At 59.9% G+C, this 26,256-nt stretch carries 24 protein-coding genes, 1 pseudogene and 1 riboswitch; of the genes and pseudogenes, 14 read left to right on the forward strand and 11 right to left on the reverse strand.

The window, feature by feature from the left end:
• Nucleotides 1-3 precede the first annotated feature (3 nt).
• The 3 genes from AB4N64_RS00335 to AB4N64_RS00345 all read left to right on the forward strand — a co-directional run bounded on the left by AB4N64_RS00335 (nt 4) and on the right by AB4N64_RS00345 (nt 1,457).
• Nucleotides 4-477 carry a WbuC family cupin fold metalloprotein gene (locus AB4N64_RS00335; protein ID WP_460120957.1) on the forward strand — a complete coding sequence of 158 codons (474 nt, stop codon included), beginning with the start codon at nt 4-6 and terminating at the stop codon, nt 475-477.
• A gap of 143 nt (nt 478-620) precedes the next feature.
• Entirely contained in the window at nt 621-1,106 is a 486-nt protein-coding gene (locus AB4N64_RS00340; protein ID WP_460120959.1) for a hypothetical protein, read from the forward strand.
• A gap of 63 nt (nt 1,107-1,169) precedes the next feature.
• Complete coding sequence (locus AB4N64_RS00345) at nt 1,170-1,457, forward strand: PA4642 family protein (protein ID WP_460120960.1); 288 nt, start codon at nt 1,170-1,172, stop codon at nt 1,455-1,457.
• Nucleotides 1,458-1,638: 181 nt separating this feature from the next.
• Here AB4N64_RS00345 and mqo read toward each other — a convergent pair whose 3' ends face one another.
• On the reverse strand, nt 1,639-3,147 hold the full coding sequence (gene mqo / locus AB4N64_RS00350) for a malate dehydrogenase (quinone) (RefSeq protein ID WP_460120962.1): 1,509 nt from the start codon (nt 3,145-3,147) through the stop codon (nt 1,639-1,641).
• 737 nt (nt 3,148-3,884) lie between these two features.
• Complete coding sequence (locus tag AB4N64_RS00355; RefSeq protein ID WP_460120964.1) at nt 3,885-4,118, reverse strand: hypothetical protein; 234 nt, start codon at nt 4,116-4,118, stop codon at nt 3,885-3,887.
• Between the two features lie 198 nt (nt 4,119-4,316).
• Here AB4N64_RS00355 and AB4N64_RS00360 point away from each other — a divergent pair, with 198 nt between their 5' ends.
• Nucleotides 4,317-4,901 (forward strand): YajG family lipoprotein, encoded by a 585-nt coding sequence (locus AB4N64_RS00360; RefSeq protein WP_460120966.1) that lies wholly within the window; start codon nt 4,317-4,319, stop codon nt 4,899-4,901.
• Between the two features lie 99 nt (nt 4,902-5,000).
• On the opposite strand, the gene AB4N64_RS00365 is transcribed toward AB4N64_RS00360, so the two are convergent.
• Entirely contained in the window at nt 5,001-5,207 is a 207-nt protein-coding gene (locus tag AB4N64_RS00365) for a hypothetical protein (protein ID WP_460120968.1), read from the reverse strand.
• Between the two features lie 194 nt (nt 5,208-5,401).
• Here AB4N64_RS00365 and AB4N64_RS00370 point away from each other — a divergent pair, with 194 nt between their 5' ends.
• The gene (locus AB4N64_RS00370; protein ID WP_460120970.1) at nt 5,402-5,680 is read left to right on the forward strand and encodes a hypothetical protein; all 279 of its coding nucleotides are present in this window, start codon (nt 5,402-5,404) and stop codon (nt 5,678-5,680) included.
• A gap of 66 nt (nt 5,681-5,746) precedes the next feature.
• Here AB4N64_RS00370 and AB4N64_RS00375 read toward each other — a convergent pair whose 3' ends face one another.
• Nucleotides 5,747-6,910, reverse strand: a complete 1,164-nt coding sequence (locus AB4N64_RS00375; protein ID WP_460120972.1) for a 1-acyl-sn-glycerol-3-phosphate acyltransferase — start codon at nt 6,908-6,910, stop codon at nt 5,747-5,749.
• Between the two features lie 142 nt (nt 6,911-7,052).
• Here AB4N64_RS00375 and AB4N64_RS00380 point away from each other — a divergent pair, with 142 nt between their 5' ends.
• Genes AB4N64_RS00380 through AB4N64_RS00390 form a run of 3 tightly spaced genes read left to right on the forward strand, consistent with a single transcriptional unit; the run spans nt 7,053 to nt 8,166 of the window.
• Nucleotides 7,053-7,235 (forward strand): CPXCG motif-containing cysteine-rich protein, encoded by a 183-nt coding sequence (locus tag AB4N64_RS00380; RefSeq protein WP_460120974.1) that lies wholly within the window; start codon nt 7,053-7,055, stop codon nt 7,233-7,235.
• Between the two features lie 11 nt (nt 7,236-7,246).
• Nucleotides 7,247-7,507, forward strand: a complete 261-nt coding sequence (locus tag AB4N64_RS00385; protein WP_460120976.1) for a putative signal transducing protein — start codon at nt 7,247-7,249, stop codon at nt 7,505-7,507.
• Between the two features lie 35 nt (nt 7,508-7,542).
• Complete coding sequence (locus tag AB4N64_RS00390; RefSeq protein WP_460120978.1) at nt 7,543-8,166, forward strand: SOS response-associated peptidase; 624 nt, start codon at nt 7,543-7,545, stop codon at nt 8,164-8,166.
• Nucleotides 8,167-8,291: 125 nt separating this feature from the next.
• On the opposite strand, the gene AB4N64_RS00395 is transcribed toward AB4N64_RS00390, so the two are convergent.
• Both AB4N64_RS00395 and AB4N64_RS00400 read right to left on the reverse strand, forming a co-directional pair.
• Nucleotides 8,292-9,134, reverse strand: coding sequence for a methyl-accepting chemotaxis protein (locus tag AB4N64_RS00395; protein ID WP_460126552.1), 843 nt, complete (start codon nt 9,132-9,134; stop codon nt 8,292-8,294).
• Nucleotides 9,135-9,146: 12 nt separating this feature from the next.
• Nucleotides 9,147-10,433: pseudogene (locus tag AB4N64_RS00400) on the reverse strand (methyl-accepting chemotaxis protein); the annotation flags it as partial.
• Nucleotides 10,434-10,693: 260 nt separating this feature from the next.
• Between AB4N64_RS00400 and AB4N64_RS00405 the strand changes: the two are divergent.
• Nucleotides 10,694-11,512: a M48 family metallopeptidase gene (locus AB4N64_RS00405; protein ID WP_460120980.1), complete on the forward strand. Its 819-nt coding sequence runs from the start codon at nt 10,694-10,696 to the stop codon at nt 11,510-11,512.
• 205 nt (nt 11,513-11,717) lie between these two features.
• Here AB4N64_RS00405 and AB4N64_RS00410 read toward each other — a convergent pair whose 3' ends face one another.
• The 3 genes from AB4N64_RS00410 to AB4N64_RS00420 form a co-directional block, all read right to left on the reverse strand.
• Nucleotides 11,718-12,302, reverse strand: coding sequence for a TMEM165/GDT1 family protein (locus tag AB4N64_RS00410; protein WP_460120981.1), 585 nt, complete (start codon nt 12,300-12,302; stop codon nt 11,718-11,720).
• A gap of 88 nt (nt 12,303-12,390) precedes the next feature.
• Nucleotides 12,391-12,515, reverse strand: a riboswitch (yybP-ykoY riboswitch).
• Nucleotides 12,516-12,565: 50 nt separating this feature from the next.
• A complete protein-coding gene (locus AB4N64_RS00415) occupies nt 12,566-13,564 on the reverse strand; it encodes a methyltransferase (protein ID WP_460120983.1) in 999 nt (332 codons plus the stop codon).
• 32 nt (nt 13,565-13,596) lie between these two features.
• Nucleotides 13,597-14,562, reverse strand: a complete 966-nt coding sequence (locus AB4N64_RS00420; RefSeq protein ID WP_460120985.1) for a 2-hydroxyacid dehydrogenase — start codon at nt 14,560-14,562, stop codon at nt 13,597-13,599.
• Nucleotides 14,563-14,781: 219 nt separating this feature from the next.
• Here AB4N64_RS00420 and AB4N64_RS00425 point away from each other — a divergent pair, with 219 nt between their 5' ends.
• The 5 genes from AB4N64_RS00425 to AB4N64_RS00445 all read left to right on the forward strand — a co-directional run bounded on the left by AB4N64_RS00425 (nt 14,782) and on the right by AB4N64_RS00445 (nt 23,996).
• Nucleotides 14,782-15,411: a LysE family translocator gene (locus AB4N64_RS00425; protein ID WP_460120988.1), complete on the forward strand. Its 630-nt coding sequence runs from the start codon at nt 14,782-14,784 to the stop codon at nt 15,409-15,411.
• Nucleotides 15,412-15,603: 192 nt separating this feature from the next.
• The gene (locus tag AB4N64_RS00430) at nt 15,604-17,286 is read left to right on the forward strand and encodes a fatty acid--CoA ligase (RefSeq protein WP_460120990.1); all 1,683 of its coding nucleotides are present in this window, start codon (nt 15,604-15,606) and stop codon (nt 17,284-17,286) included.
• Nucleotides 17,287-17,622: 336 nt separating this feature from the next.
• Nucleotides 17,623-19,560 carry a DUF1302 domain-containing protein gene (locus tag AB4N64_RS00435; RefSeq protein ID WP_460120993.1) on the forward strand — a complete coding sequence of 646 codons (1,938 nt, stop codon included), beginning with the start codon at nt 17,623-17,625 and terminating at the stop codon, nt 19,558-19,560.
• Between the two features lie 28 nt (nt 19,561-19,588).
• Nucleotides 19,589-20,953, forward strand: coding sequence for a DUF1329 domain-containing protein (locus tag AB4N64_RS00440; RefSeq protein WP_460120994.1), 1,365 nt, complete (start codon nt 19,589-19,591; stop codon nt 20,951-20,953).
• Between the two features lie 310 nt (nt 20,954-21,263).
• Nucleotides 21,264-23,996 (forward strand): LuxR C-terminal-related transcriptional regulator, encoded by a 2,733-nt coding sequence (locus tag AB4N64_RS00445; RefSeq protein WP_460120996.1) that lies wholly within the window; start codon nt 21,264-21,266, stop codon nt 23,994-23,996.
• A 42-nt stretch (nt 23,997-24,038) separates the two neighbouring features.
• Here the strand turns inward: AB4N64_RS00445 and AB4N64_RS00450 are convergent, their stop codons facing one another.
• Nucleotides 24,039-25,388 carry an ABC transporter ATP-binding protein gene (locus AB4N64_RS00450; RefSeq protein WP_460120998.1) on the reverse strand — a complete coding sequence of 450 codons (1,350 nt, stop codon included), beginning with the start codon at nt 25,386-25,388 and terminating at the stop codon, nt 24,039-24,041.
• A 12-nt stretch (nt 25,389-25,400) separates the two neighbouring features.
• The gene (locus AB4N64_RS00455; protein ID WP_460121000.1) at nt 25,401-26,096 is read right to left on the reverse strand and encodes a DUF6875 domain-containing protein; all 696 of its coding nucleotides are present in this window, start codon (nt 26,094-26,096) and stop codon (nt 25,401-25,403) included.
• Nucleotides 26,097-26,256 lie beyond the last annotated feature (160 nt).

Genomic DNA, 26,256 nt, shown 5'->3' on the forward strand with positions numbered 1-26,256 from the left:
GCCATGGGAACGCCGCGCTTTCTTGACCAGACCCTGTTCACCGACCTTGCCGAGAAAGCCGGGGCCAACCCGCGTGGCCGCCAGCATCACAATTTCCATGAGATGGATGAGGCCTGTCACCGAATGGCGGTGGGCCTGCAACCCACCACCTACATTCCGCCTCACCGTCACCTGGGGGAAAACAAGGCCGAAACCTTGCTGGTACTCAAAGGGCGTCTTGGCCTGCTGATTTTCGACGAGTCCGGTAGGGTGGTGCGAAAGCAGGTTCTTCAGGCTGGTGGTGAATGTGTGGGTGTGGATTTGCCGATCGGTGTGTTCCACGGCCTCGTGGTGCTGGAAGCCGACAGCCTGATGTTCGAGTGCAAGGCCGGGCCTTATCGCCCTGTTGGCGAAGGCGAACTCGCACCTTGGGCGCCGCGAGAAGGCGAGCCGGGCGTGGCGGAGTACCAGGCCTGGATGCGCACGCAGTTCGATTGATCCCCCCTTTCCCTGTAGGAGCGAGCTTGCTCGCGATGGACGCAAGAACACCGCGGAGCATCAGGTTTCCCGCGTTACCGTTGACGTCCGTCGCGAGCAAGCTCGCTTCTACAGGGGGGATGCGTTTACTTTTGGAGCCCGTCATGAGCCCTTTGATCCGCTGCTGCACCGCCCTGTTGCTGACCCTCAGCCTGCCCCTGGCGGCGGCGCCGGCGCCGATGCACGCGCAGTTCCTGCCCCCCGATGATCTGACCTTGCGCGACGCCGAGCCGGAACAGCAACAACTGTTGCAGGTCACCGAGTATTCGGTGGTGGTCGGCAGCCAGCGCCAGTCCAATCAGCAACCGATTCCGGTCACCTCGCCGTTGTTGATTCGCCTCAAGGGCAAATCCCTGAACAAGGGCGCGACCATCACCCAGGTGCTGGTCAACTTCGATGGCGAAAGCAAAAGCCTGAAAAAGCCGATCTACGACGACAAGAGCAAAACCCTGACGCTGTTCTACCCGCTGGCGCAGTACCGTGTGGTCGTCGACCTGTTGCGCAATGAAACCGTGTATTGCCAGTTCCTGAGCTACGCCAATGGACACGTGTGGGCTGATTTGCACACCGGCGCCGTGCGTCCGCGTTGAGCCGGGCGGCCAGTGAGGGGTAAACTGCCGTCCCCGTGAAATGTCTGCGAGCTGGAGTCGGCAATGCGTAAAGATAAGAAGCAAGTGATTGGTGACGAGATCGGCGACGAGCAGATCAAGTTGTTTCTCGATTTCGAACCGGTCGATGCCACTTCGCCGTCTCTGCACAAACTGATCAAGGCCTATCGTGGCCTGCGCATCGACGACTTCGAACGTTTCCTGGTGTTCTTCAAGGCCGAAGGCCTGGACTTCGATGGCAAGGACGAGCACGGCAATGATTTTGTCGCGTTGATCAAGGATCAGCGTAACGCCGCTGAGTACATCGAATTGATCAACGCTGCCCGCGGCTGATCCCCTGTAGGAGCGAGCATGCTCGCGATGGAGGGCAACGATGACGCGGGGAGCCTGATGCCCCGCAGTGTTCTGGCGTTCATCGCGAGCATGCTGGCTCCTACAGGTATCGGAGATTGTATTCAGGCATAAAAAAACGCCCCGCTCTCAACGAGAGCGGGGCGTTTTTTATGGGGCTGAATCAAGCGAAGCTTGGGGTTTCGCTGCTTTCTTCAACCAGTTCCAGCGCGACGTTGTTCTGCGCGTTGATCTTGCGATACAGCGCAGCGTCGGTTTCCAGGACTTTTTCACGGGCCGGGAAGATTTCCGCCAGTTTGGCAGCCCACTCGCCGGAGGCCTTGCCCGGGAAGCATTTTTCAATCAGCTCCAACATGATCGAAACCGTCACCGAAGCACCCGGCGAAGCGCCGAGCAGTGCCGCCAGGGAACCGTCTTTGGCGGCGACCAGTTCGGTGCCGAACTGCAGGATGCCGCCTTTTTTCGGGTCCTTCTTGATGATCTGCACCCGTTGGCCGGCCACTTCCAGGCGCCAGTCTTCGGCTTTGGCTTCGGGGTAGAAGCGACGCAGGGATTCCAGGCGCTGCTCCATCGATTGCATCACTTCACTGACCAGGTACTTGGTCAGGTCCATGTTGTTTTTCGCCACGGCGAGCATCGGGCCGATGTTGCCGGCCCGAACCGACATGGGCAGGTCCATGAACGAACCGTGCTTGAGGAACTTGGTGGTGAAACCGGCGTACGGTCCGAACAGCAGGGATTTCTTGCCGTCGACCACGCGAGTGTCCAGGTGCGGCACGGACATCGGCGGCGAACCCACGGCGGCTTGGCTGTACACCTTGGCCTGGTGGTGCTTGACCACTTCCGGGTTGTCGCAACGCAGCCACTGGCCACTGATCGGGAAGCCACCGAAGCCTTTGCTTTCCTCGATGCCCGATGCCTGCAGCAGCGGCAGAGCCGCGCCGCCCGCGCCGAGGAACACGAATTTGGCGTCGACTTCACGGGTGTTGCCGCTGTTGACGTCCTTGATGCTGACGGTCCAACCGCCATTGTTGCGCTTCAGGCCGGTGACGCGCTTGCAGTACTTGACCTGGGCATCGGGCGCGCTGGTCAGGTGCTTGAGCAACTGGTTGGTCAGTGCGCCGAAGTTGACGTCGGTGCCATTGATGACGCGGGTGGCGGCGAGGACTTCGTCCTTGTCGCGGCCAGGCATCATCAATGGCATCCATTCGGCCATCATGGCCTTGTCTTCGGTGTACTCCATGTCGGCGAAAGCGTGATGCTTGCTCAGCACCTTGAAGCGTTCCTTGAGGAACGACACGCCGCTGTCGCCCTGGACGAAGCTCAGGTGCGGAACCGGACTGATAAAGGATTTGCACGAGCCGAAGGTGCCTTTTTTGGTCAGATAGGACCAGAACTGCTTCGACACTTCGAACTGGGTGTTGATGTGCACGGCTTTCTTGATGTCAACGACGCCGTCAGCGCCCTGTGGCGTGTAGTTGAGCTCACACAGCCCGGCGTGACCGGTACCGGCGTTGTTCCACGGGTTGGAGCTCTCCGCGGCACCGGAATCCATCAGCTCGACGACTTCCAGCTTGATCGCGGGGTCGAGCTCTTTGAGCAGTACGGCCAGGGTGGCACTCATGATGCCGGCCCCAACAAGTACTACGTCGACTGCTTCGTTATGCGCCATTTAACGCGTCTCCAAAATCTGCAGCACCAAATTGTCGGCATGGCTGCCAGGAGTGACGGGGCGTGTCAATGATGCCCCAAGGTACCCATGGCAGTATCGCCATGTCCGAATCTTCGCAATTTATCGCAACTTCGACGGACGCTACCGGCCGGGTCAATGAGGTCTATGAACTCATTTCGACGCGCGACTGGCAATTCGACTTATGGTCGAGACATCCGTTTGTGCAACCAAATCCGTAGCGGACAGGCTTCAGGCTCCGGTGTTCGAGGCGTACTCGGTCCTGTGTCGTTGGGCTGTTCCAGACGCTAATGGTGCATATTCAGACGCAAAACTATTCATTTGCTCGCCACACTCTTGTGAAGTTGTGAAAACCCGTTTTTTTCACGCTCTTTTGAAGACGTGAACCTCAAAAAAGGGCTGTCCCAGCCTGGCACCGCGCCCGGATGGATGGCCGTCGTGCCAGGCACGACGGACAAAACGGGCAAACAGCTCAGTGACCGAGCGTAATGACAGCTCTGCAGATTCGCGAAAAGAAGGGATTGCCAAGGAACAGCAAGCGCGCCAGCTTCACTCGATCTGTGTGGGCGGCTCTCTGTGGGGCGGTGCGGGGTGCCAATGCCGGAGGCGTTGACGATGCTGCGAGGCCCGATCAGGAGACGTCCTTATAATCGGGGGGAGATTGTATCTAAGAAACGCAGGGAAATGGGCGTGTTTAATGACTTTTATTAGGCGTCTGGTCAGATGGCCAACAGTGGCTGCGTGCGGGCACGCGGTTGGCGCTGGCTGACGCGGGCGCTGACGGGCAGGGGCTGGTGCAACCAATTGAGGCGGATTTCCTCGATTTCGACCCAGCCTTCACCCAGTGGCTGCAGATTGCACTGTTTGAACGCCTGGCAGTGGCCGTTGCGGTCGAGCAGGGCGAAGCAGCGAGGCAGCGGGCGGCGTGCGAACAATGAAGTCAGGAAACGCATGGCCATGTACCTTGAGGTGGATTGCTGTGGAGATTGTCCAAAAAACGTGACGTGCAAGTGTATGAAGGGTGAAATCTGTGTGACAGGCGCCGAATCCGAAGGCCTTGTCGGACTTTTCAGTGATTGTTGCGCTGGTTCGCCGCGCTGGCGCACCGCTATACTGCCGACCTGTTTGTGCCTGATTCTGGAGAGAAGAGCATGTTGCAACGCTTGTTGTTCGGTTTGATCACTGTAACCAGCTTGACGCTGGCTGGCTGCGCCCACAGCCCGCAACAACTCAATCCGGAGCCGAAGCTGACCGCTCAGCTGGCACCGGTCGGCCATGGCCAGCCAGTGGTGGTGCGCGTGGTGGACGGTCGTCCGTCGCCGACCCTGGGCACCCGCGGCGGCCTGTACCCTGAAACCAGCGCGATCACCGTGCAGGGGGCACAGATTCTGCCGAAGTTGCAGGCCCAGGCCGAAGCGGCCGTGCGCCTGTTGGGCTTCACTCCGACGTCCAACGCGCTGAACGCCCCACAACTGACCGTGACCCTGGCCGAGCTGAAGTACCAGTCGCCGAAGGAAGGCATGTACGTGACCGAGGCGACCATCGGCGCGACCTTCCGCTCCGACGTACAGAACGCCAACCGCCGCTACAGCGGTCGTTACGGCGCTTCACTGGATCAGCGCTTTGGCATGGCGCCGAACCAGGAAACCAACACCAAGCTGGTCAGCGACGTATTGAGCGATGCGTTGACGCGCCTGTTCAAGGACCCGACCGTGGGGCAGATCCTCGGCGAGTAATTGCTTGCCTGATGCAAAAAAGCCCGGTGCCAGTGATGGTCCCGGGCTTTTTCATTAGGGGTAGTTGCCCGCGATGGCGGTTTATAGCCGCCACTCAGTTCAAGCCGCCTCGCAGTAAAAATCCAGCACGCTCACGCCAGTGAGCAAGTCCGTCTCGGGCAAGTCCGCATGTTGATGCCCACCCAGTGCGCAGTACACCAGCCAATGGCGATCCTGAACGTTGAAGGCGAGGCTGCCCACCAGCGTTTGTTGTTCGTCACTTTGGGCGACGAGGTAGAGACGATCCTGATTTTCGGCGTGCAACATGACAATGTCCGTGTCGGTTTTGGTCGGGCGAAAGGTTGGCGCATTCAGATGACGAAGCCGTGACGCAGGGCAGGAATCTGCCAAATGGTGCGTTATTTGTCGTAAAACTTCGGCAGCACGCACGTCTTTCGGTAGAATTCGCGCCGCAACCGTCGATCCGACGCCTGCCACGCTTGTTTTGTCCGAGGTTCGTGATGTCGCTTCACTTGATGACGCTGTTAACCGCCCATCCCGCCAAACTGATCAACCTTCTGGCCTTGCTGTTTGCCTGCCCCGGCAGCTGGCTGCTGCACGCCACCCGTCGTCGTGAACTGCGCGCGCAGGCCAGTCTGGTGGCGCAGCGTCAGAGCCGTCCAAGTGAAGAGCCAATCATGGATTGGGCGACCTTGCGCATGAACCGGTTTTTCTACCGCTTCGGTTTTGCCTGCCTGGGCTTGGCGTTGCTGGTGTCGTGGATCAGCACGCGGGTCTGATGGTCTGATCCAGGTAACCCCCATGAAAAACGGCGCCCGAGAGCGCCGTTTTTCATGTCCAGCCCCCTACAACGGTAAGCCGGCTTTCACCCGGTACTGATTGCGCACGGGCGTCGCGTATTGCAGGACCAAAAACGGACGGTGCTCTTCGGGACAAGCGTCAAGGCGCTCTTGCCATTGTGCCTGGGCCTTGGCCAGCTCATCGGCGGCAAATACCTGGGAAGCGCTCGGCACCTGCAACTGCGGGTCGGCGTCCTGCCATTGCTCGTAAGCCAGGTAATGCACCGGGAACAGGCGATAACCGCCGAGGATTTGTTTGTCCATTTCGACTGCCAATTGCTTGGTGTCTTCGAACAACTCGGTGATGGGCGCCGCGAAGTTGACGTGCACCCGGCCCTTGTAGCCGGTGATGCCCTTGGCGATGCTCACATCGTCCTCGCCAGGCGCCTTGGTGTAGCTGCCGGTCGTGGCGCGGATATACAACTCACGGGCCTTGGCCTGGTCGCACGGGTCGTATTCGTAGCTGATCGACACCGGGGTCAGGTTCAGCGAGCGGATGACTTCGCCGAACGGCTCGTCTTTGCGGCTCATATGGAACATCTTGAGGATCGCCGACTCGGTACGGTCATCGCCGTCCTTGGCCCGCCCTTCGGCCTGGGCGATCCAGATCGAAGCGCAATCGTTGCGGATCGAGTGGTTGATATAGGCGGACAACAATTGGTAAGCCGCCATTTTTTCCCGGCGCCCGGTAATCGAGCGATGCACGATGAAGCTCTTGTTCAGGCGCATCAGGTCGCTGACGAAAGGTTTTTGCAGCAGGTTGTCGCCAATGGCAATGCGCGGTGTCGGCAGGCCGGCGTGGTACACGGCGTAGTTGACGAAGGCCGGATCCATCACGATGTCGCGGTGGTTGGCAATGAACAGGTAGGCACTGCCGGACTTGAACTGCTCGACGCCGGTGTAGGTCACTCCATCCGTGGCGCGGTCGATGGTGTGGTCGACGTAATACTCGACCTTGTCTTGCAGGGTGGCCACCGAATTGACGCCCGCGAACTCACGGCGCAGGCGGCGGGCGATAAGCGGTTTGAGCATCCAGCCCAGCGCGCCGGCAAAACGCGGAAAGCGGAAGTGGGTGAGGATATCTAGAAACGCCTTGTCGCTGAGCAAACGTGCCAGCACCGCTGGTACTTCGCTATCGTCGTAAGGTCGGATGGCATCGAATTCGCCCATCATGCTCTCTTGTTGGAAACGGCTAGTGTAAGTAAAGGTTTTGATCGAAAACCGGCGGGGCACGGTCTGAAAAAGTAGTCAGACACCAATAGCCCTGCAAATAGACCGGCGATTATACGCACAAGTCACCCTGGAGACCGCGATGCTGGAAACCGAACGCTACGAATGCCCGTATTGTGGAGAAGAAGCCGAAGCGGTGCTGGATTTGTCCGGCGGCGATCAGACCTACATCGAGGATTGCCCGGTGTGCTGCAGGCCCATCACCTTTGTGCTGCAGACCGATGGCCACGAATGGATGCTTGAAGTTCACAGCGAAAACGAATGAAGGGGCGCTCCATGCGGCGAATCTATGAGCCTGAAAACCTGATGGAGGGCGAGCTGCTCAAGAGCATGCTCGCCAGTGAAGGCATCGAGGCGCATCTGGCCGGGCGGGATTTGCTCGGTGGCAGCGGCGAACTGCCGATCTTCGGTCTGTTGGGGTTATCGGTCGAGGATGATCAGGCGGACAATGCCCGAGCGTTGATCGCTGCGTACAATGCGGCCCTGCCGCTGCCCGGCGATGAACCGGACAGTTTTCCCGGCACGCTGGTCTGTTAGGCTGGCGAGCGTTTTCTCAAGAGTCCTGTTACCCCATGTGTGGACGTTATGCCCTGTTCCGCTGGAATCCCGCTTTCGCGGCCCTGCCTGGCTTCCCTGCCGATCAGCAGGCCCAGTGGAACATTTCCCCCAATGATTCGGTATTGATGCTGCGTGCCGGTGCGGACGGTCAGCGCGAGCTGGCGCGCGCGCGCTGGGGGCTGACGCCGCCGTGGTTGACCGACCTGTCGCGCACTCCGGCCCACGCCCGCGCTGAAACCGTGGCCGAGCAACCGATGTTTCGCCAGGCCCTGCGTGAACGCCGCTGTCTGTTACCGGCCAACGGCTTTTACGAATGGCGCGGTGGCACTCGCAAACGCCCGTATTGGCTGACGCCTGGGGAGGGTTCTTCACTGTTTTTTGCTGCGGTCTGGGAAGCCTATCCCGTCCAGGAACAGGTGTGGTTGAGCACGGCGGTGATCACCCAGCCGGCGGCGAGCCAGCGTCGTCCGTTGATTCTCGATGCGGCGGGGCAGCAGGCCTGGCTGGATCCAGAGACGCCCCTGCATGTGTTGCAAGGGTTGTTGGCCAGCGAGCCGGTTCCATTGCGCGAGCGGGTGCTGGCCAACCTGGTGAATGATCCGAAGCTCAATGGCCCGGAGTGCCTGACCCCGGCTTGATGGGGTGTCAGGTCCGGCCTCCATCGCGAGCAAGCTCGCTCCCACAGGGTTTTTGTATCAGCTGGAGAATTTGGCTACGACACACAACCTGTGAGAGCGGGCTTGCCCGCGATGGGGCCCTTGAATCAAACCTTGAACTGATTGATCAACCGCCGCTGCTGCTCAGCCAATTTGGTCAAGCCCGCACTCGCCGCGCTCGATTCATCGGCTCCGCCCGCCACTTCACCGGCCACCTGGCCGATGTTGATCACGTTGCGGTTGATGTCATCGGCCACCGCACTCTGTTCCTCGGCGGCGCTGGCGATCTGTGTGTTCATGTCATTGATCACTGACACGGCCTGGGTAATCGCATCCAGCGCTTCGGCTGCCTTGGCCGCCTGTTGCACGCTTTCGTCGGTGCGGCTCTGGCTGTCTTCCATCACGCGCACCACGTCCCGCGTGCCCTGTTGCAGTTGCTGGATCATGGTCTGGATTTCTTCGGTGGCCTTCTGGGTTTTCTGCGCCAGATTGCGCACCTCATCGGCTACCACGGCAAAGCCGCGGCCCTGTTCCCCGGCTCGCGCCGCTTCGATGGCGGCATTCAACGCCAGCAGGTTGGTCTGTTCGGCGATGCCACGGATGGCGGTGAGGATGGCGTTGATGTTCTCGCTGTCCTTGGCCAGCGCTTGTACAACGTTCACCGCCTTGCCGATTTCCACCGCCAGCACGCCGATCGAGTTCGACGTGTCCTGCACGATCTGCTTGCCCTGGGCCGCCGACTGGTCGGCATGACTGGCGGCTTGCGCTGCCTGGGTGGCGTTGCGCGCCACATCCTGGGCCGTGGCGGTCATTTCATGCACCGCGGTAGCCACCTGATCGATCTCGACCATCTGCTTCTGCACGCCGATGTTGGTGCGGATGGCAATGTCGGCGGTGTGTTCCGAGGAGTCGCTGACACTCTGCACCGAACTGACGACCTGGGTGATCATCGCCTGCAATTTGGCGAGGAACGTGTTGAAGCCGTTGGCAATCGAGCCCAGTTCATCGGCGCGATCACTGGTCAGGCGGCGGGTCAGGTCACCTTCACCCTTGGCGATGTCGTCGAGCATGGCCACCATTTGTTTGAGTGGGCGTGCAATGCCGTGGCCCACGAGCCAGATCACCAGCAGGCCGATGCCCGCAACCAGCAGGCCAACCATGGCCATGCCAAAGGTGTCGGATTTGCGTTGAGCATTGAGGTCGGCCTGCAGTTTTTGCAGGTCGGCCATGACCGCGTCCAGCGGCAGTTGCAGCATCAGCGTCCAGCGAGCATCGGTCTGGCCAATGCCGAACGGCAGGTATAACTCGATCCGGCCCTGAGTCTTGTCGACACTGTAAGTCACCTCGCCGCGTTTGAGATTGGCCATGTTGGCCACCTGCTGGCTGTCGAGGATGTCGCTGACTTTTTCGCCGAACTTGCTCGGGTCCTTGGTATAGGCAACGATCCGGCCATTGCCGCCGATCAGTGCCATTACGCCGGAACCGTTGTACAACTTCTGGTTGGCGCCCAGGAGCATGTCCTGGATGAAGTTCACCGACAGGTCGGCGCCGACGATGCCCTGGAAGGCACCATTGAGCATGATGGGTTCAATGAAGGACGCAAGCATGACGATTTTGTCGCCGACCTTGTAGGGGGCCGGATCAATCACGCAGGGCTTTTTGGTTTCTTTCGAGCACAGGTAGTACTCGCTGGCGCGCACCCCTGTGGACAGGGTTTTCTGGTCGTCCACGTCCACCAGCTTGTCCAGCCCCAGGCTGCCATCGGCGTTGCGGTACCACCATGGCAGGAAACGACCGTTGGCGGGGTCGATGCCCACCACCTGCGTGCCGACGTAGGCCGCATCATTGCGGTCCAGTACGTTTTGTTCCCAGGCAATGTAGGTGCCGAGAATTTTCGGATTTTTTGCGACGTTTTCCCTGATGAGGCTGATCAGTTGCTCACGGTTCAGGCTCAGTTGCGGCTGACCGTCGGTGCCTGGCGTGCCGATCAGGGCGTTGACTCGCACCAGCCCGCCGGCGATCAGCAAGGGCGCCTCGAGTTCACGCTGGATCTGGGAGACCTGGGTTTGCACGAGGGACGTCAAGCGCTGCTCGATGACTTGCTCGAATTGCGCCTGGGTTCGCTCCTGGACCATGACCTGGGTGCGGGCACCGGAAAACAGCGTATACAGCACCAGCGCGGCGACTACGCTGAGAACGATGGCACCGGCGAGCGCTGCCACGGAAAACTGGATCGACTTGAATTTCATGAGGGCTCCACCCGCAAGAGGACGTCTGCGGTGATGTATCGGCCTGGACTTGAAGCGCCATAAGCGGGGAGCGACGAAATGACTCTTTCTGATGGATCAGTGTCGTATTTGAATCATTGCTGGGTGTGGCGATGGTAGGAGTGTGAATTTTTTCCTACGGCACAGGCTTCATCTGAAATGTTTGCTTGTGTGTCTGTTGTATCTGGCGCCAATACAAATGGGCGCCTAGGATAGCCGGCAAGTTTTCAAGGAGTGTGTTGATGAACAAAACATTGGTTGTGTGTGCTCTGAGTGCGGGCCTGTTGCTCGCCGGGTGTCAGTCGGTCAACACCACCAGCGGCGGTGCCGTGGGTGTCGAGCGCAAGCAGTACATGTTCAGCATGTTGTCCACGGACGAGGTCAACCAGATGTATGCCCAGTCTTACCAGAAGACCGTGGGCGAGGCGAGCAGTCAGGGCGTGCTGGACAAGACCAGTGCCGAAGCCAAGCGTGTCCAGGCGATAGCCAATCGACTCATTGCCCAGGCACCGGTTTTCCGTCCGGATTCGGCGCAGTGGAAATGGGAGGTCAACCTGATCAAGAGTGACGAGCTCAACGCCAACTGCGGGCCTGGCGGCAAGATCATTTTCTACACCGGGTTGATCGACAGCCTGAAGCTGACCGACGATGAAATCGCCGCGGTCATGGGGCATGAAATCGCCCACGCCCTGCGCGAGCACGGTCGTGAAGCCATGTCCAAGGCTTACGGTATCGAAATGGCCAAGCAGGGCGCGGGTGCCTTGCTCGGTCTGGGCCAGGACAGCCTGGCTCTGGCCGACACCGTCGCGAACTACGGCATGACACTGCCGAACAGCCGCGCCAATGAAAACGAAGCGGATCTGATCGGCCTGGAACTGGCGGCTCGCGCCGGCTACAACCCGAATGCGGCGATCACCTTGTGGAACAAGATGAGCAAGGCTTCGGAAGGGTCTCCACCAGAGTTCATGAGCACTCACCCGAACTCCAGCAGCCGGATCGCGTCCCTGCAAGCGGCGATTCCGAAGGTGATGCCGTTGTACGAGAAGGCGCCGAAGTCTTGATGGATCCCCTGTAGGAGGGAGCTTGCTCGCGATAGAGGTGTTTCAATTAACGACAATGTCGCCTGATCCACCGCAATCGCGGGCAAGCCCGCTCCCACAGGTTGCGGTGTGAAACACGAATTGCGCAGACGCCCGTGAACCCTGTGGGAGCGGGCTTGCCCGCGATGGGGTCACCGAAGTAACGCGCATTTATCGCTCTAGCGCGTCAAACCCACCCGCTACTTTGCATCGCCTTATATACCGCGACCACCGCCAGGATGAAGAACGCCGAGGCCGCCAAACGACGGATCAGGGTCAACGGCAGTTTCTCGGCAGCAAAGTTACCCGCCAATACCACCGGCACGTTGGCAATCAGCATGCCCACGGTGGTACCGATGATCACCAGCCACAATTCCGGGTATTGCGCAGCGAGCATGACCGTCGCGATTTGCGTCTTGTCGCCGATCTCCGCCAGGAAGAACGCAATCAGCGTCGTCAGGAATGGCCCGAACTTGCGCGTGGTGCTGGCTTCGTCGTCGTCCATCTTGTCTGGCACCAAGGTCCAGAGCGCGGTCGCGGCGAAGCTGGCGGCGAGAATCCAGTGCAGCATTGCATCCGAGAAGAAGCTGCCGAACCAGGCCCCGACTGCACCGGCGGCTGCGTGGTTGGCCAGGGTAGCGGCGACGATGCCGGCGATGATGGGCCACGGTTTACGGAACCGGGCAGCCAGAATCAGCGCGAGCAGTTGCGTCTTGTCGCCGATTTCGGCCAAGGCAACGATTGCGGTGGGAACGAGAAGTGAATCCAGCATCAGGGTTTTCCTAAGGGGCGGGTCGACACGGCTATGACACGTACAGCCTTCCCGCCCCGGGTAAGGTGTGCGTGTCATAGGTCTTGTCAAACCCTGCGCTCCGTCTGATGCGGAGGCTTGGGTCGCATGCGCCATGGTCTGAGGACCAAGTATGTTGACGCATGCCGGACGAGCGTGGCGCTCGTGGGAGACTACTCCCCTAGGACGGAGCGGATTCTGCCTAGGCAAATCCGATTGGGCAAGCCCCTTTTTTTAAAGACGCGTCAGCTGCGCTTGGCCCGGTAGATGCGGAAACCCTGTCCTTCGGCTTTGATCGCACACACGCCCAGGTGCTCTTCGATCAGTGGCTGGTACTTGAGGAAGCTGTTGGCAACCAAGCGGAGTTCGCCGCCGTATTTCAGGTGTTTCGCTGCTTTTCTCAGCAAGTTCTCGGTAGCGTGATAGTTGGTGTGCACCCCGACATGGAACGGTGGATTGCTCAGAATCGCACTCAGGCCCATGGGGGCCGCATCGATACCGTCACCGGTAATCACCTCGGCGTCGAGGCCGTTGGCCGCCAGGGTCAGGCGACTGCTGGCCGTGGCAAATGCATCGACGTCCAGCAAGGTCACCTGGTTGTCCGGGTAGCGACGCTTGATCGCAGCGCCCAGCACACCGGCGCCGCAACCGAAGTCCAGTAAATGGCCGCTCGGTAACTTATCAAGGTGCTCCAGCAGCATCGCGCTGCCGCGATCCAGTCGGCCGTGACTGAATACACCCGGCAGGCTGACGACGGTCAGCGGGCCTTCATCCAATGGCAGTTCGTAGGTTTGCGCCAGGCTTTCCAGGGACTTGGCCGCAGGCGCGTTCGCCACCGTGACCTGCCAGAGTTGGCAATGCCGCGCACTGTCGAGCTTGCGCGGCTTGCCGAACGGGTTCAGTTGCTTGGCTGCACCTTCGATGCCGCTGCGCTTTTCACCCACAAGAAACAGCTCTTTCCCGGCCAGACGCGAGGCGAGGGCGTTGAGCAGATAGTCGGTCAGGTCCCGGGCCTTGGGCAGAAACAGCACGGCAGCATCGAACTCACGTTCCGGGGCGCTTACGCCGAAATGGCTGCGCCCGGGGAAGCGGGCCTCCAGAGCGGCCTGATCGCCGGCATGCCAGCACCAGCCGTGAGCGTCGGGCAGGCGCCCGAGCAAATCGTCGGCGGGCAAACCCGCCAGCAATACAGCACCCTGGAATAACTCGGCCTGACGAAGCAGTACTTCACTGCGCGGATCCATATTCTGCTCCCTGAAAAAAGTGCGGCAGTTTATCAACTGACGACCCGCAGTGCCTTACCGCTGAAGTACCCCAAGGCGTTTTCGGTCAGTTGTCCAACGATGCGCTGGCGCGCTTCGCGACTGCCCCAGGCGTTGTGCGGGGTGACGATCAGCCTCGGGATATCGGCGGCCAGCAACGGATTGCCCGCGGCTGGCGGCTCGACGCTGAGCACGTCCGTGGCCGCACCGCCGAGGTGGCCGTCGCGCAAGGCGTCGGCCAGTGCCTGTTCATCGATCAAGCCACCGCGCGCGGTATTGACCACGAACGCGCCCGGCTTCATCGATGCCAGCTCGCGGGCACCGATGAAGTGGCGGGTGTGTTCATTGAGCGGGCAGTGCAAGGTCAGTGCATCGACCTGCGGCAGCAGTTGGTCCAACGGCAAGCGATCCGGGCGAGCAGGGCGACCTGGAATCTGGCCGAGCAGCACACGCATGCCGAACGCCTCGGCCAATCGGGCAACGGCGCCACCGAGTTCGCCGTGTCCGAGCAGGCCGAGGGTTTTGCCCTCCAGTTCGACGATCGGGTAGTCGAGCAGGCAAAACTGCCTGGCTTGTTGCCAACGACCTTCACCGACGGCCTTCTGGTAGTCGGCCAGGCGCGTGGCCAGGTTGAGCAGCAACATGATCGTGTGCTGCGCCACCGACGGCGTGCCGTAGCCCTGGCAGTTGCAGACGGTCACGCCATGGGCGCGGGCGGCCGCGAGGTCGACGTTGTTGGTGCCAGTGGCGGTAATCAGGATCAGCTTCAGGTCGGGGCTGGCAGCAATGGCGGCGGCGTCGATCAGGATCTTGTTGCTGATGGCGACGGTCGCGCCCTTGAGGCGTTCGGCGACCTGTTCCGGCGCGGTCTGCGCGAAGAGCTCCAGTTCGTCGAAACAATCGCGCAAGGGGGAGAGGTCCAGGTCACCGAGGTCGAGCGATGGATGGTCAAGGAAAACGGCGCGGCAAAAGTTCGTCATCAACTGTACCTTTTGTGCATTGAACTGAAGGCGTAATCTGCCGAGCCTACCAGATAGAAACAAATGGTTACTCCCTGCCGACCTACATTGTAGGAGCGAGCTTGCTCGCGATAGCGTTGTGTCAGTTAACGAAAATATCGCCTGGCCCACCGACATCGCGGGCAAGCCCGCTCCTACAGGGGTCATAGTTTTTTCGACCGATCACCTCGAGGTATTCCCTTGTACTGGACAGAATTCCTGACCGTCGCCCTTATCCATCTGCTGGCCGTTGCCAGCCCCGGCCCGGACTTTGCCGTTGTGGTGCGCGAAAGCGTGACCCACGGCCGACGCGCCGGCACCTGGACCGCACTGGGCGTGGGTACGGCGATTTTCCTGCACGTTGGTTATTCTTTGCTCGGGATCGGTCTGATCGTGTCCCAGTCGATCGTGCTCTTCAACGCCTTGAAATGGGCCGCCGCCGCCTACTTGCTGTACATCGGCTTCAAGGCCTTGCGGGCGCAACCGGCCAAACCCGTGGCGGATGATCTGCACAAGGAAGCGGGTGAGCGCACTGCCCGTGGCGCCTTTACTTCGGGCTTCGTGACCAACGGCCTGAACCCGAAGGCCACCCTGTTTTTCCTGTCATTGTTCACCGTGGTCATCAACCCGCACACGCCGCTGTCGGTGCAGGCCGGTTATGGGGTTTACCTTGCCGTCGCCACGGCGAGCTGGTTCTGCCTGGTGGCCATGCTGTTCAGCCAGCAGCGCGTGCGCGCCGGTTTCGCCCGCATGGGTCACTGGTTCGACCGCACCATGGGCGCCGTGCTGATCGCCATTGGCGTAAAACTGGCGTTCACCGAAATGCACTGACCCACCGCCTCTTCCCTGTAGGAGCAGCCGGTCGACGCTCCTACAGGATGGGTGTTCAAGTCGTTGAATGCTGGCGCAAAGCTAGCATTTAGGCGGCTCTGCAAATCATTCCTTTGGCTGATTTGGCCGGCGTGCAAGGGCACTAGAGTGCTAGCTTTCAGCCACGACCGTGCAGTCAGAAAAGGGATTCTTATGTTGCAGACTCGCGTTATCCCCCCAGCCGAAGGCGCTTACCAGTATCCATTGCTGATCAAACGGCTGCTGATGTCCGGGGCTCGCTACGAGAAAACCCGCGAGATCATTTACCGCGACCAGCTGCGCTACACCTATCCAACTCTGATCGAACGTGTCGCACGCCTGGCCAACGTGCTGACCGAGGCGGGTGTGAAGGCGGGTGATACCGTGGCGGTGATGGACTGGGACAGCCATCGTTACCTGGAGTGCATGTTCGCCATCCCGATGATCGGCGCGGTCATACACACCATCAACGTGCGCCTGTCGCCGGAGCAGATTCTCTACACCATGAACCATGCCGAGGACCGCTTCGTGCTGGTCAACAGCGAGTTCGTGGGGCTCTACAATGCCGTGGCCGGGCACCTGACCACGGTCGAGAAAACCGTCCTGCTGACCGACCTGCCGGAAAAGACTGCCGACCTGCCGAACCTGGTGGGTGAGTACGAGCAGTTGCTGGCGGCTGCGAGCACGCGCTACGACTTCGAGGATTTCGACGAAAACTCGGTGGCCACCACCTTCTACACCACCGGCACCACCGGCAATCCCAAGGGCGTGTATTTCACCCATCGGCAACTGGTGCTGCACACCATTGGCGTGTCGACCATCATGGGCGCCATCGACAGCGTTCGCCTGCTGGGTACCAACGACGTGTACATGCCGATCACCCCGATGTTCCATGTGCATGCCTGGGGCTTGCCGTATGTCGCGACGATGCTCGGCCTCAAGCAGGTGTATCCCGGCCGCTATGATCCTGAATACCTGGTGGAGCTGTGGCGCAAGGAAAAGGTCACCTTTTCCCACTGCGTGCCCACCATCCTGCAAATGCTTCTGAATGCCAAGGCGGCGCAGGGCACGGATTTCGCGGGCTGGAAAATCGTCATTGGCGGCAGCGCGTTGAATCGCGCGCTGTATGAAGCGGCGAAGGCCAGGGGCATTCAATTGACTGCCGCGTATGGCATGTCGGAAACCGGGCCGCTGGTGTCGTGCGCACACCTCAATGACGAACTGATGGCGGGCACCGAAGACGAACGCACCACCTATCGAATCAAGGCCGGTGTGCCAGGCCCCCTGGTGGAGGCGGCAATCGTGGATTGCGACGGCCATTTCCTGCCCGCCGATGGTGAAACCCAGGGTGAATTGGTCCTGCGAGCCCCTTGGCTCACCGAAGGCTACTTCAACGAGCCACAGAAGGGCGCCGAGCTCTGGTCCGGGGGCTGGTTGCATACCGGAGACGTGGCGACGCTGGACAGCATGGGCGTGATCGACATCCGCGACCGGATCAAGGACGTGATCAAGACTGGTGGCGAGTGGATCTCCTCCCTGGACCTCGAAGACTTGATCAGTCGCCACGCAGCGGTACGCGAAGTAGCAGTGGTGGGCATCGCCGACCCGCAGTGGGGTGAGCGTCCGTTTGCCTTGCTGGTGATCCGCGACGGCCATGCCATCGGGGCCAAAGAGCTCAAGGAACACCTCAAGCCCTTCGTCGAGCTGGGGCACCTGAGCAAGTGGGCCATCCCGAGCCAGATCGCCCTTGTTACTGAAATTCCCAAGACCAGTGTCGGCAAGCTGGACAAGAAGCGCATCCGCCTCGACATCACCGAATGGCAGGCGAACAACAGCACCTTCCTCTCGACGCTTTAACCCTCCCTTGGCGTGCCCGAAAGGGCGCGCCAGCCCCACCAAGCAAGCGCTTGGCTTGTCAAATCCGAATTTTCAGCCATCCTTCCCCTGCCGACAGGGGTCGGCCTGGCGAAAGGACTGTTCCAGAGTGGCTGGCAGCTCAAATCACACTTTAGAGGGATCAAGCTCTACTACCTGCTGGCTATAGTCCGCTCAAGGATTTTTAAGAACGGGGCACACGCACAAGACGGGGCGATGCAACTTTGGAGTGACTTCGGGAGGCCTTTGGCGCCCGGTCAACCAGGCGTTTTTAAAAGTACTCACTGCCATAACAATAATGCACATGGAGTAGCGTCGATGACATCAGCAAACCAGTTCTGGCGCCGGGCGAAACTGCCTCTGGCTGTCAGTCTTGCCTCCACGCTCGCCGGGCCCGCATTCGGCGTCAGTTTCAACATCGGTGAAATCGAAGGTCAGTTCGACTCGTCGCTGTCGATTGGTGCCAGTTGGTCGACCGAGAGCGCCAACAAGAACCTCATCGGCGTCAACAACGGTGGTCGTGGCCTGTCGCAGACCTCCGACGACGGTCACCTGAACTTCAAGAGCGGTGACACCTTCTCGAAGATCTTCAAGGGTATCCATGACCTTGAGTTGAAATACGGCGACACCGGTATCTTCGTCCGTGGCAAATACTGGTATGACTTTGAACTCAAGGATGAGAGCCGTCCGTTCAAGGACATCAGCGACAGCAACCGCAAGGAGGGCGCCAAGTCCTCCGGCGGCCAGATCCTCGACGCATTCGTCTATCACAACTACGCGATTGCCGATCAGCCGGGCTCCGTGCGTCTGGGCAAGCAAGTGGTCAGTTGGGGTGAAAGTACCTTCATCGGCGGCGGCATCAACTCGATCAACCCGATCGACGTGTCCGCGTTCCGTCGCCCGGGTGCCGAGATCAAGGAAGGCCTGATCCCGGTCAACATGTTCTACGTGTCCCAGAGCCTGACCGAGAACCTGTCGACCGAGGCGTTCTATCAGCTCGAATGGGACCAGACCGTCGCCGACAACTGCGGCACGTTCTTCTCGCAGCCGGACGTGATTGCCGACGGGTGCGACAATAACCTGGCTGTGCTGCGTACCCGCAACGGTGTCAACAGTTCGCTGGCGGCTGCGGGTTTGCCAGCTGGCGCGCGTAACGCCGTGCTCAACACGCTCGCGGCTCGCGGCGTGAACTGGGGCAGCCCGGATGAAGGCGCGATCGTTCGCCGTGGCCCGGACCGGGATGCCCGCGATAGCGGCCAGTTCGGCGTGTCCTTCAAGTACATGTTCGAGCCGCTGGACACCGAGTTCGGTGCCTATTTCATGAACTACCACAGCCGCGCGCCGATTTTCAGCGGCAAAGGAGCGCCGGCGAGTGCCTATAACGGCGCGGGACTGGTTGGCGCATTGGTCGGTTCAGGTATTCCCCTTGGTACCGCAACTGCGTTGGCTCCATCGTTGCTGCCATTGCAGGTAGCGGGCAACTCCAGCTACTTCGTCGAGTATCCGGAAGACATCCGCCTGTACGGCCTGAGCTTCTCCACCACCTTGCCTACCGGCACCGCGTGGAGCGGTGAGTTCAGCTACCGTCCGAACGCGCCGGTGCAGCTCAACACCACCGACATCCTGTATTCCGGCCTGACCCCGCTGGACCCGCGCGTGTCCGTACTGCAAGGCCGCCCGAATACGGATCAGCACGGCTATCGCCGCAAGGAAGTCAGCCAGCTGCAAACCACCTTCACCCACTTCTTCGACCAAGTGATGGGCGCCGAGCGCCTGACATTGGTGGGCGAGGTGGGCTGGACTCACGTCGGTGGCCTGGAAAGCACCTCCAAAGCCCGTTACGGTCGTGACCCGAGCTACGGCCCTGGTCCATTGCCAGGCGGTCAGTGCCAGGCGTTGAACGCGTCTACCCTGGCCGGTGGCCCGCAAAACAACGTCAGCCGTTACTGCGAAAACGACGGTTTCACCACGACGGATTCCTGGGGCTACCGTGCACGGGCCATCTGGGAATACAACGACGTGTTTGCCGGTGTGAACCTCAAGCCAAACATCGCCTGGCAGCATGACGTCGACGGTTACTCGCCTGGCCCTGGCGGCAACTTCGAGGAAGGCCGCAAGGCGGTCAGCCTGGGTCTGGACGCCGAGTATCAGAACACCTACACCGCGTCGTTGGCCTACACCAACTTCTTCGACGGCAAGTACACCACCGTGGACGACCGCGACTTCGTTGCGCTCAGCTTCGGCGTGAACTTCTAAGCACTGCATTTTCAGGACGAACACACTTATGAAAACAACAAAGAGTCTGTTCCACGTTGGTGTTCTGGGGCTGACACTGCTGGCCTCCAGCGTGATGGCTGCGGTCCCGGCGGCCGAAGCGGACAAGCTGGGCAAGAGCCTGACGCCGATGGGCGCCGAAATGGCGGGTAATGCCGACGGTTCGATCCCGGCCTGGAAGCCAATGGCGAAGAACGCTGGCAGCGTCGACAGCAAAGGTTTCCTGTCCAACCCGTTCGCCAGTGAAAAACCGCTGTTCACCATCACCGCGCAGAACGTCGATCAGTACAAGGACAAGCTGGCACCGGGTCAGTACGCGATGTTCAAGCGTTACCCGGACAGCTTCAAGATGCCGGTGTATACGTCCCATCGCGGTGCCACGGTGCCGGATGACGTGTTCGCCGCCATCAAGAAAAACGCCACCAATACCAAGCTGGTCGGTGGCGGCAACGGTCTGGAAAACTTCGAGACCGCTGTGCCGTTCCCGATTCCGCAGAGCGGTGTCGAGGTGATCTGGAACCACATCACCCGCTACCGTGGCGGCAGCGTGACTCGACTGGTCACCCAGGCCACGCCTCAGGCGAATGGTTCCTTCAGCCTGGTGTACTTCCAGGATCAGTTCGTGTTCCGTGACAAGATGAAGGACTACGATCCAGCCAACCCGGGCAACATCCTGTTCTACTTCAAGCAGAAAGTGACGGCGCCTGCACGTCTGGCCGGTGGTGTACTGCTGGTTCACGAAACCCTCGACCAGGTGAAGGAGCCGCGGGCGGCCTGGGTTTACAACGCCGGGCAACGTCGTGTGCGCCGGGCACCGCAAGTGTCCTATGACGGGCCGGGTACCGCTGCCGATGGCTTGCGCACCTCCGACAACCTGGACATGTACAACGGTGCACCGGATCGTTACGACTGGAAGCTCGAAGGCAAGAAAGAGATGTACATCGCCTCCGACAGCTACAAACTCGACGATCCGACATTGAAGTATGCGGACATCCTCAAGGCCGGGCACATCAACCAGGACCTGGCGCGTTACGAGCTGCGCCGTGTCTGGCATGTGGTCGCCACCCTGAAGGACGGCCAGCGCCACATCTACGCCAAGCGTGACTTCTACATCGATGAAGACACCTGGCAAGCGGCGGTCATTGACCACTACGACGGTCGTGGCCAACTGTGGCGCGTAGCCGAGGCGCATGCCGAGAACTACTACGACAAGCAAGTGCCGTGGTACGCCCTGGAAACCCTGTACGACCTGCAATCGGGCCGTTACCTGGCTCTGGGCATGAAAAACGAAGAGAAGCAGGCGTATGACTTCGGTTTCACCGCCAATACCAGCGACTTCACCCCCGCTGCATTGCGTCAGGAAGGGGTTCGCTAACCTTCACTGAAGAGGCCGCATCCTCGAAAAAAAACCCGACTTGTTCGGGTTTTTTTTTGCTTACACCATTCCTCTGTAGGAGCGAGCACGCTCGCGATGGTCGTCAACGATAACGCTGGCTAACTGATTCCCCGCGTTGTTTGGACTACCATCGCGAGCGTGCTCGCTCCTACAGGTTCAAAGAAACTTCATCCCGCCTTCGTAGACTTTTTGTAGCCATTTGTAGCAATAACCTTCATTCCCTGCGCGTTTACCGCTAGTCTGCAAAAATCTGCAACGCCGCCACCCGCAATCCAAACAAGAGCCGGCCATGACTGATCTGTCCCCCATCCCGGGCCCTGCCAGCGTTTCCGTCGCGACGTTGGACGGACGCTTTTTCCGCCCGCCGTTGCCTGACGGCTACGTCCTGCGGCCGCGTTTATGCGAGCGTTTAAGCGCCGGGCTCGGTGGCAGGTTGTTGCTGGTGTCTGCGCCGGCGGGGTTTGGCAAGAGTTCGCTGGCCGTGGAGTTCTGCCAGGGGTTGCCCGAGCACTGGCAAAGCCTGTGGCTGGGGTTGAGCCCACGGGACAACGACCCGGGCCGGTTTCTTGAACGATTGCTCGAAGGCCTGCAGGACTTTTTTCCGCAGTTGGGTCGCCAGTCCCTCGGCCTGTTGAAAATGCGCCAGCGCCACCAACCCTTCGCCTTCGAGGAATGGCTGGATGGCCTGCTGGACGAGTTGGCGATGCACCTGCTGCCCACCGCGCCGCTGCTGCTGGTCCTTGACGACTACCATCTGGTCCAGGGTCCGGTGCTCGATCGCTGCCTGCAGTTTTTCCTCAATCATCTTCCCGACGGCCTGCTGGTCATGGTCACCAGCCGCCAGCGTCCGGACTGGCATCTGGCGCGCCTGCGCCTGTCCCGCCAGTTACTTGAACTGCACGAGCAAGACCTGCGCCTGACATACGACGAAGCCTCTACGTTGCTCGATCGACACAGCACCTCCCTGCGCGGCGAAGCGCTGGAGAACCTGATCCAGCGCAGCGAAGGCTGGGTCGCCGGCTTGCGGTTCTGGTTGCTGGCGGCTTCCGAGGCCGGCTCCGAAGGTGCGTTGCCGCAATCGCTGAATGGCGGGGAAGGGCTGATTCGCGATTACCTGCTCGAAGAAGTCATCGACTGCCTGCCCGCCGAGGTCCAGGCATTTCTGTACGACACGGCGCCCCAGGAGCGTTTTTGCAGCGAACTGTGCGACGCCATTCGCGAAGCCCATGACAGCGCCGAAATCCTGCGTTTTCTGCTCGCTCACCAGGTGTTCCTGGTGCCACTGGACGAACACGGTCACTGGTTCCGCTATCACCACCTGTTCTCCGACCTGCTGCGCACCCGTCCGACCCGACAGGCCATTGTTCCGGCGGCCAGCCTGCACTTGCGGGCCTGTCGCTGGTTCAACGCCCAGGGGTTGCTCGATGAAGCCGTGGAGCAGGCCTTGCGTGCCGGTCACCTGGACGTCGCGGCGAACCTTGTGCAAAACCTTTCCGAAGAACAACTGTTGGCCGAGCAGAATGTCGGCATGTTGCTGCGCTGGAAAATGGACTTGCCCGACAGCCTGCTGATCAGCACGCCACGGCTGATCGTGCTCTACAGCTGGGCGTTGGGGCTGGCCTGTCAACTGGACGCGGCCGAAGAGCTGGCCAGCCACCTGAGCCGTTTCCTGCCAGCGCCGTCGGCCACCGCGCAGAAATCCATGCTTGCGCAATGGTTGGCCTTGAGCGGGATCATCGCCCGTGGACGCGGCAACCGGGAGTTGACGTTGCTCTACTGCACGGAGGCGTTGGAGAGTCTTCCCGCCAAGCGTTATGGCCAGCGCCTGATGTGTCTGTCGACCCTGTCCAACCTGGCGATAGCCGACAGTGACCTGTGGCGCGCTCGCGGCCTGAACCGCGAATCGCTGGAACTGGCGCAGCGGGTCGGCAATCCGCTGTTCGAAGCCTTGGCCCATTACGACCGCGCCCGAGTGTTGCAGGCCCGGGGCGAAATCCTGCGTTCGCTGGAAGAAGTCCGCCAGGGGCTGCAACGCCTGCAAGGTCTGTCGCCGCAGCGGTTGTATGCAGTCAGGGCGCGACTGACGTTGTACGAAGGGTTTCTACTGGCGCTGCGCCTGCAACCCCAAGCCGCGCGCCAGCGTTTGCAGGCGGGCTTGAGCGAAGCCCGTGCCTGTCGCGACATCAGCGTGTTGATCGGCCACTGCGTAATTGCCCGGATCGAAGGCCGCAGCGGTGAATTCGCCAAGGCTTTCGCCGAATTGGCCGAAGCCGAGCGTCTGATGCACATCTGGGACGTGCCGCCGATCTACTACCTGGCGATGATCACCCTGGTCAAATGCGAGCTCTGGCTGGCGCAGGGGCGTACCGATCTGGCCGAAGCCTGGCTCGCCCGCCTGGGTCAGACCTACAACGGCGAACAGCCGGCGGCGCCGCCGGAGTTTCATCCACAACTGCCGCTGCACATCGAATTGCAGCAGGCTTTGCTGGAGGTCATCCAGGGGCAGCCAATGCTCGCCGAGGGTCGTTTACACGCCCTGCTTGAGCGTGGCGAGCAAACCGGTCACCAATTACTCAGCACCCTGGCGCTGACACAACACATCGAATTGCTGCTCGATACCGGCCGCGAACCTCAAGCCCGACAAGCGTTCGTCCAGGCGCTTGAGGCGGCCAACGGTGGGGCGTTGCAACCTTTCGACAGTTTGTTGAAAAAACACCCTGACTGGCTGCGCGACCAGCTACAGCACAGCGCGACCGCCAAAGTTTCGCCAGGCCTGTTGGCGCAACTGCCTGCCGCCGTCCCCCGGCATTGTGTGGATGCCCCCTGCGAACAGCTCAGCTCACGTGAACTGGCGGTGCTCAAACTCATCGCCCAGGGTTGCTCGAACCAGGAGATCAGCGATCAGTTGTTCATTTCCCTGCACACGGTGAAAACCCACGCCAGCCACATCAACAGCAAGCTGGGGGTCGAGCGGCGCACCCAGGCCGTGGCACGGGCCAAGGAGTTGGGGGTGTTGGATTAAGCGTCTACTGAATCCACTGAAACTTGGGGATGCGAAAATCGTTCAAGAGTGCGGCACTGCCCGACTTTGCCGAACGTGACGCACTTCCACGATGATGATTCGTTTTGCGGCTCTATCAAGCAGGGAATCGATTGCGTCGCAGTTTTCGTTATCCAGGTTGGCGTCCCACTCATCCAGTAGAAGGAGTGGGGCAGATGACGCCAGTGCGATTTCGATCTCTCGAAGCCGTAACTGTCCCGTCGACAAGCCCTCCTCCTGGCTTGAAAACCTGGTCTCTGGCGTCATCAGCAATGCATCAGGCATGCCTTGTTTGATGAGCTTCAGAAAGGTCGATTTGCCCGAGCCGTTCTTGCCCGTTACGGTATACCTACCCACACTGAATTCGGCACTGGACAGTCTCTGGCTGAGCGCTGCTGGCAGAATATTCCTGGCAGTTTGAGTCTCATGGACATTGACGCCTGGAAGGGAAGTTAGATCCATATCGTAGGCATCCAGCGTGCTCGTGAATCCCTTGAGGTTACGCAGCTTCGCCTGCACCAGATAGAACTGGCTCAAATAGATGCTCAATGAATGAACGCTTCCAAAGACTTGCAAGCTGCGAGGGAGCACAGCCACCAGCGCACCGATTGAGGCCACCGTAAAAAGGCTCGAATATTCAAGCAGAAGCAGTACTGATACGGTGGCGATAATGATTGGAAGACAGGCGACAGCTTGCTCCATCGCCACGTATCGGTTGACCTCGGCAAAATACCCGTTGGTTCTGCCGTCCAGCTCAGTGAAACCCTGTTGACGCATTGCTCGATTGCCGAATATCGCCAGGGCCCAAGTCCACTCGACCGTAAGGAGTGCGTCTAGCTTTCGATGTTGCATTTCCCCTGCCGACCGTTCGATTCGATGGCGCAACAAAATTACGAAAAACAGAGAAACGGCCAATGAGGCCGCCATGACGAGGGCGATCTGCCAACCTATGGAGAGATAAAAGACCAGCAGAGTCAGTGCCACGTTCAGGCTCACTGAAACATAGCCTAGATAGAACTCACACGCATAGCCAAGGGTTGATAGCGCTTCGCCACCGAGCCACTGGGAGATTGCTTTCCGATTTTTTTCACTGGCGTAGCGCAGTCCTTCGGTTGACTTTACCAGTGTGGAAAACACATATCGATGCCAAGCAGCATTCGATGCGAGATTGGCAAACAGGCTAGCTACTGAGCTGGCCACATACCCCAGCAATGCCAACAGGAAGAACAGACTAACAAAGGACAGTACCTGTTCCACACGTCCCTCACCCAAGGCAAGACCCGCCTGGGCAATGCAGTACGTTGAAAGCGCGAGCAGCACCTGTTGCGTAACGGTAAACCCAAATGCAGCGACCATCCGCCAATCACCAAGCATGACAGTCCCCACTTAAATCCAGAACACGCTACACAGCGAAGCGAGCAATATGAACAGGGTCCCACCGACTCCTAGTAACAGTCGATAGCGCCGACGAATTAGCACCGCTTCAGTAACCTTCACTTTGGCATAGCCCTTCAACTGTGCCCCCGAGAATTTATTAATGAATGAATTCAGGAAATTCAGTTTAGAGAAAATCCCATAGTGACCCGGTGTCAGAAACTGGAGGTCTTGGGCGGTCAGGTCCCGGATGACCAAAGTCGGACTCGGTGTGCGGAGCGGGAAGTAGTTATTGGCGTGGAGGCTCGGAGCTTGGCTGTCTTTGTATAAGGCACCGATCATCAACTCTTCTCTGATGCAGTCAGGTTTGGCGGAAACATGGATACGCAGCAATCGAGCGATATCAAATTCTCTTTCCAAAAGTATGATCACTGCTCCAAACGACGGGTTACTCCGCTGCTTGTAGAAGGCCACGCAGCTGCGAATCAGCTCAAGCAATTGACCATCCGAGTTATGAGTCTCGAAATAGGTGAGATGTATATTGTTGTCCGTCAGTGCCTTGGGCATGAAGGGGCACATCACGCCTTTTCTGTGAGGGTGCGGCGCAGTCAGGAAAATCCGCAGATAGGGCATCACGCCGTCGCAGCTGGCGCTTACAAATCTTGGCGAATGGGTCGGAACTGGCTCGTTGATCGACCATATATGCATACGTTGTCCTTAACGTAGAAGCCCCCTTTTTCAGGAGGGCCTTGTACTTGCCGATTTACCAGTTCCAGCCACATGGAGGACGGAGCGGGTTAATAGGTACACACCCTGCTGCAAGAGCGGCGTACAGCTTCTTGAGCAGTGACTTGGGGAGGGCATCACT

The organism is Pseudomonas sp. S2_C03, assembly GCF_054668405.1.